General features: G+C 32.1%; 10 protein-coding genes and 1 riboswitch. Of the genes, 1 reads left to right on the top strand and 9 read right to left on the bottom strand.

Features of this window, described 5'->3' with window-relative positions; all coding sequences use genetic code 11:
- Positions 1-3 precede the first annotated feature (3 nt).
- The 5 genes from B5D14_RS03305 to B5D14_RS03285 all read right to left on the bottom strand — a co-directional run bounded on the left by B5D14_RS03305 (position 4) and on the right by B5D14_RS03285 (position 7,745).
- Positions 4-597 (bottom strand): TetR/AcrR family transcriptional regulator, encoded by a 594-nt coding sequence (locus B5D14_RS03305; protein ID WP_078711172.1) that lies wholly within the window; start codon positions 595-597, stop codon positions 4-6.
- The gene (locus B5D14_RS03300) at positions 594-4,529 is read right to left on the bottom strand and encodes an efflux RND transporter permease subunit (RefSeq protein ID WP_078711171.1); all 3,936 of its coding nucleotides are present in this window, start codon (positions 4,527-4,529) and stop codon (positions 594-596) included. The genes B5D14_RS03305 and B5D14_RS03300 overlap by 4 nt, the downstream gene beginning before the upstream one ends.
- 97 nt (positions 4,530-4,626) lie before the next feature.
- Entirely contained in the window at positions 4,627-5,442 is an 816-nt protein-coding gene (locus B5D14_RS03295; RefSeq protein WP_078711170.1) for a Cof-type HAD-IIB family hydrolase, read from the bottom strand.
- 112 nt (positions 5,443-5,554) lie between these two features.
- Entirely contained in the window at positions 5,555-6,883 is a 1,329-nt protein-coding gene (locus B5D14_RS03290) for an NCS2 family permease (protein WP_078711169.1), read from the bottom strand.
- 54 nt (positions 6,884-6,937) lie between these two features.
- Positions 6,938-7,039: riboswitch (purine riboswitch) on the bottom strand.
- Between the two features lie 34 nt (positions 7,040-7,073).
- The gene (locus tag B5D14_RS03285) at positions 7,074-7,745 is read right to left on the bottom strand and encodes a VanZ family protein (protein WP_078711168.1); all 672 of its coding nucleotides are present in this window, start codon (positions 7,743-7,745) and stop codon (positions 7,074-7,076) included.
- 97 nt (positions 7,746-7,842) lie between these two features.
- Between B5D14_RS03285 and B5D14_RS03280 the strand changes: the two genes are divergently transcribed.
- Positions 7,843-8,682 (top strand): choline kinase family protein, encoded by an 840-nt coding sequence (locus tag B5D14_RS03280; protein ID WP_159443707.1) that lies wholly within the window; start codon positions 7,843-7,845, stop codon positions 8,680-8,682.
- Here B5D14_RS03280 and B5D14_RS03275 read toward each other — a convergent pair.
- The 4 genes from B5D14_RS03275 to hflX form a co-directional block, all read right to left on the bottom strand.
- A complete protein-coding gene (locus B5D14_RS03275) occupies positions 8,675-9,880 on the bottom strand; it encodes a cytochrome c biogenesis protein/redoxin (RefSeq protein ID WP_078711166.1) in 1,206 nt (401 codons plus the stop codon). The two genes, B5D14_RS03280 and B5D14_RS03275, sit on opposite strands and share 8 nt — an antisense overlap.
- 18 nt (positions 9,881-9,898) lie before the next feature.
- A complete protein-coding gene (locus tag B5D14_RS03270; protein WP_078711165.1) occupies positions 9,899-10,738 on the bottom strand; it encodes an undecaprenyl-diphosphate phosphatase in 840 nt (279 codons plus the stop codon).
- Positions 10,739-10,808: 70 nt separating this feature from the next.
- Complete coding sequence (locus tag B5D14_RS03265) at positions 10,809-11,303, bottom strand: ECF transporter S component (RefSeq protein WP_078711164.1); 495 nt, start codon at positions 11,301-11,303, stop codon at positions 10,809-10,811.
- 10 nt (positions 11,304-11,313) lie between these two features.
- Positions 11,314-12,555, bottom strand: a complete 1,242-nt coding sequence (gene hflX / locus B5D14_RS03260) for a GTPase HflX (protein WP_078711163.1) — start codon at positions 12,553-12,555, stop codon at positions 11,314-11,316.
- Between the last annotated feature and the right edge of the window lie 88 nt (positions 12,556-12,643).

Genomic DNA, 12,643 nt, shown 5'->3' with positions numbered 1-12,643 from the left:
TCCTTATTTTGTGGTAATTATACGAATTGCACTTTCCATTGCACTTAATACTTTTGTATCATGTAGTGGATCATTCGACACTTTAATACACATTACAAAACCCGAAAGAGAACTTAGTAGCAAAAATCTAAGATACTCTTTACTTTCATTTTTATCTAAAACATCTTGTGCAATTCCAACCTTAATTAAATCATCCAGTAAGTTAACGACTAGTGGTACATACGCAACTATTTTCTCTCGATTGTTTTCAAAAGCACATGGGATTTTTAAATTTTCAGAATGCGCTACTAATACTTCCAATGATGAATACTTTTGAGTACGATGAACAAACGCAAGCATAAATTTTCTAAGTTTTTGTTCAAATGGTTCTTCAACCAAAATCATTGCATTAATTGCTTCTACCTCGACAGAGAAGAAATATTCTACTGTTTTTTCTATGATTTCATCTTTGCTACTGAAATACTCATAAAGTGTTCCTTTACCCATGTCGCAAGCATCCGCAATATCTTGTACACGTAATGACTTCAAATCTTTTCCATCTTTAGCGAGTTGAAAGACTGCTGTATAAACTTGTATTTCCTTTTCACTTACCGTCATACTAAATCCTCCTCGTTTTCATCGATTACTTTGTATTTTCTATTTTTATTAAATAACTCATACATGATTGGAACAACAAATAATGTTAAAAGTGTGGCATAGGTTAATCCACCAATTGTAACAATCGCCATCCCTTGCATCATCTCTGAGCCCGTACCTATTCCTAAAGCCATGGTCGTCATTGCAAGGATTGTGGTTAAGGCTGTCATTAATATAGGACGTAAACGAGCTCGACCTGTTTCAATAAGTGCTTCTCTAACTTTGTATCCCTGTGCTCTTAATTGGTTAGCATAATCGATAAATACAATCCCATTATTAACGACTACACCACATAGTACCAAGAAACCTAACATTGCAACAATTGATAATTCAAAGCCAGTTATAAGCAATGCCAACAAACCTCCAGTAAAGGCAAGTGGTATGGTAAACATAACGATAAATGGGGATAATAAACTTTGGAATTGAGCCACCATGATCATATAAATGAATGCTATTGCAAGTAAAATCATTTGAACTAGCACAATCATCGTTTCATTAATTGATTCATTTTCACCATTGAATTCAAGCTCGACACCATTTGGAAGAGATGATAGATTTAAACCTTTCTCTACTTCTCGTGATACTAGTGCAACATTATAACCATCTTTAATTGTTGCAGAAACTGTTATGTATCTACGACTATTATCCCGATAAATACTGCTCATACCTGTGCCGTTTTCAATCGATGCTATTTCACTTAACATCACATCTTTTGATTCTGTGCCTTCTTTACCTTCAAGAACTGTTGAAGATAATGTATCAGTTGTAATTAATGCTTCTTTATCTTTTACAATAACCACAGGATAATCTTTATTTTCAATCGTAAGTGTTGTACTTGTTGTCTCTTCTTTTACTCCTGATGCAATAGTTTGATAAACTTGTGCAACCGTTAATCCTAATTCCATTGCTTTGTTTTTATTGACAGTAACTCTTAATTCCTCAGTTGGCTTTTCATTACCATCACTTACTTCATCAATACCTTCTATTTCTTTTAATTGTGAAGAAATATTGCTTGCAACGTCTTTCAACTCATCTAAATCATCTCCATAAAGTGTAATTCCAATACCACTTGCACCCAAAGCACCTAATTCCATATTGCTTGTTGAAATTGAACTAGTGATTGGTAAATCTTGAATTGACTCTAGTATTTGATCTGACAATTTACTTATTTTAGCATCTTCAGTTGTAATGATATAGAAGGTTGTAGTTTGTCCACCAGATGAACCTCCCATCATGGATGCCATCATATCACCACCACCTGCAGTTACCCCAAGTGTTTCTATTCCATCCAAATCTTTTACTCGTGACATAACTTCATCATAAATTACATATGCATCCTCATCTGTTGCATCATCATCGAGTAAAGTAACATTTAACGAAACTTGTCCTGATTCCATTTCCGGTATGAGTGTCATACCCATTTTTGTTACTGAATAACCACTAAAAAGCAATAACGCAATTACACCTACCATGACAATTAATTTATGTTTTAATGACCATTTCAATGATTTATCATAAATGAATACTAAACCTTCATACCATTTTTGTTTCTTTGTATTTTCTTTTTTAAGTAATTTACTTGATAACATTGGCACTAAAGTTAATGCAACAATCAATGAAGAAATTAAACTATATGCGATTGTTAATCCCATATCCACAAACAATTGTTTTGCTATACCAGTCGCAAAAACGATTGGTAAGAAAACACAGACTGTGGTTAATGTAGAAGCAATAATTGCACCAGCAACTTGCTTAGCACCCTCAATTGACGCTTTAATTAATCCTACTCCTTCACCTCTTAGTCGATATATATTTTCAACAACTACAACCGAATTATCAACTAACATCCCTACTCCAAGAGCTAATCCAGACAAAGAAATAATATTCAATGTAACACCGCTAAAATACATAAGAACTAAAGAAAACATCAAACTAATAGGAATACTTAGCGCAATAACTAATGTCGGTTTTAAATCTTTTAAGAAAATAATCAAGATAATAATCGCAAGAATAGCTCCATATAAGAAGTTTTCTAATACTGAATCTACTATTGTGTTAATGTATACACCTTGGTCAAATAATGTTGCAAAGTGCAATCCAGCATTTTCATTCTCTAACTTATCAAATCTTTTCTCTATATTCTTACATACATCAGTGGTTGAGGCTGTGGAGGTTTTTTGAAATGAAATGATTACTCCATCATTACCATTTACTTTTGTATAAATTTCACTTGAATTATCTACTACATTTATTTCAGCTAAATCACTTAACCTAATTTTTTCTAATCCATCAATATCCATTGATAATAAAACTAAATCTTCTAATTCAGCAATCGACTTAAACTCATCTCCAACTTTGATTAAGATGGAAGAATCATCAGAAATAATATATCCAGCTGGCATTGAAAAATTCTCAGCCATCAAGATATTTGAAATCATATCCGAAGTAATAATACCTGAAATATCTGCCTGTTCTAACGCTTCATCTCTTGATTCTTCTATTTTCTTTAAACCATCTTCAATTTGAGTCTTCGCTGATTCCAAGGACGCTTTTGTATTTGCAATTGTAATTTCTCCTTTTGCAAATTCACCACCAGCTGTTATTTTGCCGGCTTCTAATTGTGTTTGAAGTTTACTAAGATCACTGACATCAATTCCTGCTTTTGTAAGCATCGCAGAAGCTGCTTGCTTCACTCCTTCTGCTGTGGCAATTTCGATATCCACATTGTTCAATTTAACTTTAGCGTCATCATACTTTGAAGCAACCTCCAGTAATCCTTGTAAACTAGGAAGTGATGCATTTCCTGCTTCAACCATCGGTGCTAGTATTGTTTTTAGTTCTCCAATAGTTGATGCTGTTATACCTAAAGTTGTTAATTGTGTTTGTATTTCTGCAGGAATCGCATCTCCATCATTCATTGTTTGTATCGAATTATTGATTCCATTGATAGCGTTTATTCCACTAATCTTTTTATTTAATTCTTGAACTATTTGTTCCCCAGTAGCATCTGCAGGTAACCCCAACATTGGTTTTGCTTGATCAACAGAACTCACAATCATTTCAAAAGCAGCTTTCTCTGCCTTTAATTGAGTAACTTGAGAATCCATTGCAATCAAATTCGTTGCAGCCTGTTGAAGTTGAACTGTTGCTTTTGCTAATTCTTCAGTAGTTTCCTTTTTTGCTGTTCCTAATTCAGATTCTCCCTCTTTTATTTTATCTAATCCTTCATTAACTTGCTTCAAGCTGTCTCTTAATTCTCTTTCAGCTTTTGCAAGTTCACTATTAACACTTGCTAAGACTTTATTATTGATTTCATCAATCTTATTTTGATCTAAAACAATTTGCACTGTTTCTTCCAATAAACCTGTTGGCTCAACAGATGCAACTCCTTTTGTTTTTTCTAACTCGGGAATTACTTTATTTTCAACAAACTCACTTAATGATTTTAAATCTTTTTCTTCATAGTCAACTGTTGCCATCATGATAGGTAACATGTTTGGATTAATTGCTAAAAGTGTAGGTGTTGATACTGTTGAATCCAGGTATCCTTTTACAAGATCAATCTTAGCATTCAAATCAATCATTGCTGTATCCATATTTGTATCATCAGCAAATTGTAAAATTATCAAGGATAAATTATCACTTGATACAGAACTCATATTGGATAGATTCTCAGTTGTACCAATTGAAGATTCTAATACCTTAGTCAAACTATTTTCAACTTTCTCAGCACTAGCACCTGGATAACTTGTATAAACAACAACATATGGCAATTCCATTTCTGGCAATAAATCTGTTGTTGAATTCATAAACGAGATAACACCTAATAATAAAACCATCACAACGCCAACAATTACTGTATATGGCTTCTTTACGCTATATTTTGAAAACATATTCTATTCCACCTTCACCCGACCGACCAGTCGGTCATATGATAATTATACAATTACCCTTATGTAAGTCAACATAATAAAAGCTGATTTTCATCAGCTAAATTAGATCAAAATATTCAAACGCAAAGTAAATTCCATCTTGATCAACATCCTTCGTTATGAAGTCTGCAATATCTTTGATTTCTTGGCAAGCATTTCCCATTGCAATTCCTGGATTGCATTCTTGAATCATCTCGAAATCATTCATGCTATCACCTATACCAATTGCGTCATCTAAAGTTTGCCCATAATATTCAACAACTCGCTTTATTCCATCTGCCTTATTGCAACCAGCACTAAATATTTCAGTTTCAATTATCTTGCCTGGTTCTTTACTTGTATAAGCAATACTAAACTCTGAACCCAAGTCTTTACGAACTTGTTCAATTATATTCTTATCTTTAGTATAAAAAGAAATTTTAAAAATTTGATCATCCATTAAATCTTCTAAATTCAATATACCCAATTCCTCAGCAACTTCTTCCCACGTCGATCCAAACGAACTATCTTTAATTGTTTCCATAAATTGCTCTGCACCTAGTTTTGAAGCATAGTTGAAATTCTTTCCTTCCAACAAATAACCACAATGATTATTTGTACAAATTTTTTCAACAAATTTAATTTGTGTTGGTGTTAATGTTTTCTCAAAGATTACCTTATTATTGATACATATATGCGATCCTCCAGCACAAATAATTCCTGACATTGGATAATCCATAAAACGCTTCAACGAACTCGTAGGTCTTCCTGTACACAAATAAACACGATGACCTTTTTTAGTTGCTGCTTCAATCGCAGTTAATGTTGACTGAGGTACCTCATTATTTTTGGGATTTAAGAAAGTTCCATCTATATCTAAAAATATATGTTTCATACTTACCTACCTTTATGTCTAACATTATACGAAATTCAACTTCTTAACACAACTTTTTGAATATAAAAAAATGTTACTTGAAATTATCAAATAACATTTTATGTCTTGATTTTTATTTAGAGATGAAATAAATAATAAAGATGATATCCAATATCCACACAATAGTTTTGATATCTTTCGTTTTTCCAGCCCCAATATTAGCAAGGGTGTAAACAATGAATCCAAATGCTATACCATCAGAGATTGAATAACACAATAACATCATAATAATCGTAACAAACGCTGAAGCAGCTACACTTACATCGCTCCATTCAATGTCACGTACTTGTTGAACCATGAGTATCCCTACTGTAATTAATGCTGGAGCAGTAACCGCACTTGTGACAACCGATAGTAATGGCGAGAAGAACACTGATAAAAAGAAAAGCAATCCTGTAACACATGCAGTTAAACCTGTTCTTCCACCTGCAGCAACACCCGACCCTGATTCAACAAATGATGTAACAGTAGATGTTCCCATCATAGAACCTACAATTGTTCCAACAGAATCAGATAATAATGCTTTTTCGATATTTTCCATTTCTCCTTCTTCATTAACTAAGCCAATATCATTCCCTACTGCAACTAGAGTCCCAGCAGTATCAAAGAAGTCAACAAATAAAAATGAGAAGATGATTACGATTGCAGCAGGACTTGAGAATAATTCCTTAAATCCTGATGTAAAAGCCATGAAGGTTGGCATTTCAAAATCAAATGAGATAACTGATGTTGGAAGTGTTGGTAATCCTACACCTAATCCACATAGACTCATTACTACTCCTACAATTGCAGTTCCTAATAATCCCCAGAAAACAGCAGCATTCACTTTCTTAGTTAACAATAAAATAGTAAGTAATAATCCGAATACAGCTAACAATACTGTTGGTTCTTTTAAATTACCCAAAGCTACAAATGTTGCTTCACTTGCCACAATAATTCCTGCATTTTTAAATCCAATAAACGCAATGAAAAATCCAATACCTGCACCAATTGCAAGTTTCATATTTTTAGGAATAGAATTGATAATTACTTTTCGAATCCCTGTTACTGATATAAGTAAGAAGATAATTCCTGATACAAATACAGCAGCCAATCCAGCTTGCCATGATAATCCCATTACACCAATCGGTCCACAAACTGTAAATGCAAACAATGCATTAACCCCCATACCTGGAGCAAGTGCTACTGGATAGTTTGCAACAATGCCCATGATAATTGATGCAATCCCTGCAGAAATTGCAGTTGCTAAGAATACCGATTGAAATGACATTCCAGTTGCAGATAATATATCTGGATTAACAAACAAAATATAAGCCATAGCTAAAAATGTTGTTGTCCCCGCAATAATTTCTGTTTTAACATTTGTTTTCTTTTCTTGAAGCTTAAATAATTTTTCTAACATGTTATCCCCTTTTCTAAATCCCCACCAAAATAAAAAAGTCTTCCGACAAGAACACTTAAAAAAGTATTCCATCGTAGCTAGAAGATTTAAGGTCTTCTTGTAGATACGCTTCTCCCCTATCGAAAAGCTTATACGTGGTAGACATTACTTATTTATAATATAGTAAAAAAGAGAAAAGAGAAAGATTTTTTTACAATTTTATTTGATAATTTGAATCATCATCTTTGAAGTACATTTCAATTTTATCTTTTACCATAAAAAAAATAAATTTGAATACAAAGAATACCATAAGTGCACCAGCAACATTAAGGATAATATCATCTACATCCGCAGTTCCCATATTACTATAGTGTTGAAAAATCTCAACACCACTTACCATTACAAAGATAGTAAATGTAAATAAGAAAATATTATGGAATTTTTTACTCCACAATGGAAGTAATAATCCCATAGGAGCAAACAGAATTGCATTTCCCACTAAATTACCAAAAGCTCTTAAATTATTTTCATCTCTCATCGTTGCAAAAAATTCTTTTATTGTTTTAAATGGTACAAGATTGACATAGTGGGTTGCTGATCTTGTAAAAAAGAATCCATCTAAAAATAAGACAGCACATAAAAACCCTAAATAATATAGCAATAAGAGTGTTACAAATATTTTAAACAATCTTATACGTATACGATTGTTTTTTGCATAGAATACTTCTATTAATGCAGCTGCCATAAATATTGCCACACTTGCACAAACAATTAACATTTGTTTATACATGCTTAAATCATCATGTCTTTTAAACCAGTAAAAGTTTGTAGCAATGAAAATTAGAAATAAAGGAAGTGTGATTAATCGCTTATATTTATTCATAAATGCACCTCGTTTGTGTATTTTATCACTTTCTGGTTATTTATACAAACAACTGACAAATCCTAACAAGTAGGATAAAATAATGGTGGTGATAAAAATGACAAAAGAAAATATACAATTGATAATCAGTGATGAAATTATTGAAGGAACCCCTACAAATCTAGGTCTTACCAATGATATTTACAAAGCAATGTATCATGGCGTACATGTCGCAATAAGAGTGCCAAAAGATGAAACTAAAGACTTAAGCACTTTTGATAATGAGCATCTTGTTCTCCCATTAATAAAAGATTTAAATCTTGATGCTAAAGAATTATATTATGACCCCTCTACTCGAATTCGCATAACTCAATGGATTGATAATAGTGTTGAATTTAAAGATTGTTCCTTTGATGATAAAATTATTAGAAGTGCAAAATTAATTAGAAAATTACATGATTCAAATATAGTTACTCGCAACGAATTCAATCCTGTTTCTTTGTTGCATGAATATAGAGATAAGATTACTCACCTATTGCATCCAATTGATGATTATTTTTACTTAACAACAAAACTACAAGCGATTGATAATCCTCATCATCTTTGCCATAATGATTTAGTCAGTGGAAATCTTCTATTCACTAATGACAAAGATTATCTTATTGATTATGAATACGCAAAAGACAATGATCCCTTATTTGATATCATGAGTTTTATTACTGAAAATAATATCACTGACAAAACTCAACGCGAACAATTCTACACAGCATACTTTAGTGAGCCATTGACGGATAAAATAAGAAATGAATTAATGATATATGAAGCATTTCACAATTTATTATGGTGTACATGGGCAAATATGATGTATAACTTATTACAGGAAGATATATACAAAACAATCGCTACTGATAAATACAATTCATTATTAAATAACATAAAAACAGGAGATCTTACTTAGATTCTCCTGTTTCTTTCGATTGATTTAGAATATCGATTAAGATATCTTCTCCTGCAGCACCTGGTAAATAACCAAGTAGCGTTCCATCAGTTCGATATACAAATGATGTTGGATAAGAATTAACACCATACAGTGTTGATATTTCTCCTGTTTCATCAAACAAGAATGTCATATCTTCGAATCCATTATCAGCAATGAATTTCTTAATACTAGCTTCATTTTGTTCTTGTCCATAACCTGGACGAGTAATAACTAATACTTTCATCCCTTCATTTTCATTTTGAAGTTTTTGTAGTATCGGTAATTCTTGTTTGCAATAGGTACACCATGTTGCAAAGAATGTTACAAAAATTGAATCGCCTTCATAATCTTTTAGAGAATGCTCTACACCATTTTGATCTTTAAGTGTAAAGCCATAAGCATCAATTTCTTTTCCTGTACCTGTTTCATTTTGATCATTAACTTCAGGTGCATTAGGCTTAGCACCCACTTTTTGTAAATCAACAATTTCTTTCGATGATGTTGTAACCATCCATAATCCCATGATTAGAATAATTGCACCACCTACTTTTACAGTATACTTGATTACATTTTGATGTTTCTTTAATAAATTTAAGACTTCCTCAGTAAACATTCCTAATATTAAGAATGTTACAATAAATCCAAATGCATAGGCAAGAATATATAAATTCCCAACAAATGTGCTTGACGCGCTAGCTGCCAAAATAAGTGCCGATGACAACATTGGTCCAATACATGGTGTCCATGCAAAACTAAAGAAGAATCCTAAAAGAAATGCTTTTACATAAGTCATCGATTTCAAATCCAACTTAATTGGTAAGCGATACTCACCTTTTAATAAAGGAAATGACAAGATGTTCAAATGAATACAGCCAAACACAATTAGAATCATGCCGCCAATCATTGATAATACAAGTTGATATTCAAGGAAAAAATCTTTGAATGCAGAAATTGATATTCCTGCGATAAAAAATACTGTCGAGACACCTAGAACAAAGAAAAGTGTAGTAAAGAATACCTTTGATTTTTTATAAACTACATTTCCGTTCTCATCAACGCTCTTTGCTTCTGATGTTAAATACCCAATATAAAGTGGGATTAACGGTAATACACAAGGTGAGAAGAATGATAAGACACCTTCAACAAACATTGCGGAAATCGTTACTGACGAACCCATTTTTCACGCTCCTAACTACTATCTTAAAAAGGCAAAATACAATAATACAATAACACCTAAAATGATTCTATAGTAGCCAAACACTTTAAAGTCATGTTTGCGAATATAAGACATAAATGTTTTAATCGCTATAATTGATACAACAAATGCAGTAACCATACCCACTAACAGGATAATAATGCCTGAAAAATCCAATGCCATTTTAAGTTTAATTAATTTCAATATACTTGCACCAAACATCATTGGTATGGCTAAGAAAAATGAAAATTCTGCTGCAACTGGACGAGCACAACCTAATAATACTGCTCCTAGTATTGTAGCCCCACTACGAGATGTACCTGGAATAAGTGCTAGAACTTGAAAAACACCAATGATTGCTGCAGTTTTATAATCAAGTTGACCAAGTGTAGTAATCTTACCTTGTTTTTTTCTTGACTCAATCCATAAGAATGCAAAACCATAAACAATTAATGTAATTGCAACTGTAATTGAATTATAAAGATAAGAATCAATCAAATCATCAAATAAAAGTCCAATAATTGCAGCGGGTACTGCTGCAATCGCTACTTTAATCCAAAGATTCATTGTGTCATTGAAATGATTTGGATTTTTTTTATTTTTACTAAATGGATTTAATTTAGAGAAGTATAAAAGTAAAACAGCTAATATACTCCCAAATTGAATTACAACCATAAACATATCAACAAATTCTTTGTTGATAACTTTATCTACATAAACTGTTAATGGTAAAAAATCATTAACTAATATCATATGCCCTGTACTACTAATTGGTAACCATTCAGTAATCCCTTGCACAATTCCTAAAATAATTGCTTTAATAATCTCAAATAAGAACATACATCCACCTCTTCATACTTGAATATTATAACATAATCACTCTAGTACTATCTTACAAATTTGAAATGACTTACTTTCTGTAATTTTCTGTAAGTTGAGTAACTTTATTCAACAATACGAATGCAATCACAGCTCCAGCAACTCCTTGAACAATATTTGCAGGCACTGCAGTCAATGATACCAACGCATCCCCATACATACCCCACTCAATAAGGAAATAGCCTGACACCATGATAACTATCGCTCCTGCATAGGCAACCCATTTAGCTTTATTACCAAACTTCATAAATAAGTAGGAAACAAAAACTGCCTCAGTTCCTTTAATAATAAGTGTTGGAATTGCATATTGTGCATAGCCACCAATGACATCTGCAAGTGCACTTCCAATTCCCCCTACTACAAAAGCGTAGAATGGATTTAATATTGCACTAAAGAGCATTAACATGGAATCTCCTAAGTTGAAGTATCCACCTAAACTATTTGGAACTTTAATATACATTGTTGTTACAAAAACAAGTGCTGTTGCTAATCCTGTTAACGTTATTTCCTTTATATTTTTATTCATTTTTTCTCCCCTATAAACAATATTTTTTAATTTCTTGTGCCACTTCATTTGAACAAGTCACACGAATCATTTTACCATTTTCTTCATCACTAAGAAATTCAATTTTTGCTTTTTGTTTTAAACTTTGAATCATTGAAAGTTGATCATATGGAATTAAACAATCACATGTCACTTCATTTGGATACAAGGTATTTTCAATCAGTTTCATTAACTCTTCAATACCTTCTCCTGTTTTACACGATATATAAATACCATCTGTTTTATCCTGTGCAATTGCATTATCTACTTTGTTGTAGACTTTAATGATCGGGATTTGATTTGCTTCGATTCTTTTCAATGTTTCTTCAGTTGCCTTTTCAAATGACTCATAGCGTTCATTTGAACAATCAATTACATGTAATAACAAAGATGCTTCTTTTGCAGCAGATAATGTGCTTTTAAATGCTTCAATTAATTCTGTAGGTAAATGTGACACAAAACCAACAGTATCAAATAATAAGAACGATCGATCACTATCAAAATTCACCTTGCGCACACTAGTATCTAATGTTGCAAATAACATATCCTTCTCTAACACTTGTTTTTGGTCATCAATATCATTCAGTTTGAGAATACGATTCATTAATGAAGATTTTCCTGCATTTGTATAACCAACTAACGCTACCATATTCAAATGAGATTTCAGACGTTGTTGCTTTTGAATTTGCACTTGGACTTCCAATGATTTTAATTCCTTCTTCAATTGACTAATTCGTCGTTCAATATCTCTTTTATTTAATTCTAACTTGGTTTCACCCTTACCTTTATTCTTAACACCTGATCCTCCACGTTGTTGATCAGAGGAGGTATCATTCACGATAAGGTGTGGTAGTTCATATTGAAGTGTAGCCATTTCTACTTGAATTTGTGCTTCTTTAGTTCTTGCACGTTTGGCAAATATCTCAAGAATTATTCCTGTACGATCAATTACATCAACTTCACAAGCTTCTGCAATATGCATAATTTGAGATGCAGATAACCTATTTAAAAATACGAGTTTTTCTATTTCTTCTTGATGGCATAATTCACTTATTTCAATTAATTTTCCACTTCCAACACAAGTATGTCGATCGGTAAAATCCATATTTTGGGTTATGGTTTGAATTACTTCGTAATTACAAGCTTCACATAATCCAACACATTCATCGAGTTCTTCTTGAAATGTTTCTTGGTATTTTAAGGTATTTACTCCTACCAATATTACTCTATTCATAATGCTTCTCCTATTCAATTTTTTAGTATACTACGAAGTAGTTTTAAAAACTACTTTAACTATATTCTAGTAAACTAAAGATTTATAT

This window comes from Anaerorhabdus furcosa, assembly GCF_900167375.1.
GTDB lineage: Bacteria > Bacillota_I > Bacilli_A > Erysipelotrichales > Erysipelotrichaceae > Anaerorhabdus > Anaerorhabdus furcosa.
The sequence above is the reverse complement of the archived record's forward strand: the minus strand, read 5'-3'. Positions and strand labels throughout refer to the sequence as shown.

Coding starts and splice junctions, on each gene's coding strand:
- B5D14_RS03305 (WP_078711172.1), bottom strand. CDS start 597: ATGACGGTAAGTGAAAAGGAAATACAAGTTTATACAGCAGTCTTTCAA.
- B5D14_RS03300 (WP_078711171.1), bottom strand. CDS start 4,529: ATGTTTTCAAAATATAGCGTAAAGAAGCCATATACAGTAATTGTTGGC.
- B5D14_RS03295 (WP_078711170.1), bottom strand. CDS start 5,442: ATGAAACATATATTTTTAGATATAGATGGAACTTTCTTAAATCCCAAA.
- B5D14_RS03290 (WP_078711169.1), bottom strand. CDS start 6,883: ATGTTAGAAAAATTATTTAAGCTTCAAGAAAAGAAAACAAATGTTAAA.
- B5D14_RS03285 (WP_078711168.1), bottom strand. CDS start 7,745: ATGAATAAATATAAGCGATTAATCACACTTCCTTTATTTCTAATTTTC.
- B5D14_RS03280 (WP_159443707.1), top strand. CDS start 7,843: ATGACAAAAGAAAATATACAATTGATAATCAGTGATGAAATTATTGAA.
- B5D14_RS03275 (WP_078711166.1), bottom strand. CDS start 9,880: ATGGGTTCGTCAGTAACGATTTCCGCAATGTTTGTTGAAGGTGTCTTA.
- B5D14_RS03270 (WP_078711165.1), bottom strand. CDS start 10,738: ATGTTCTTATTTGAGATTATTAAAGCAATTATTTTAGGAATTGTGCAA.
- B5D14_RS03265 (WP_078711164.1), bottom strand. CDS start 11,303: ATGAATAAAAATATAAAGGAAATAACGTTAACAGGATTAGCAACAGCA.
- hflX (WP_078711163.1), bottom strand. CDS start 12,555: ATGAATAGAGTAATATTGGTAGGAGTAAATACCTTAAAATACCAAGAA.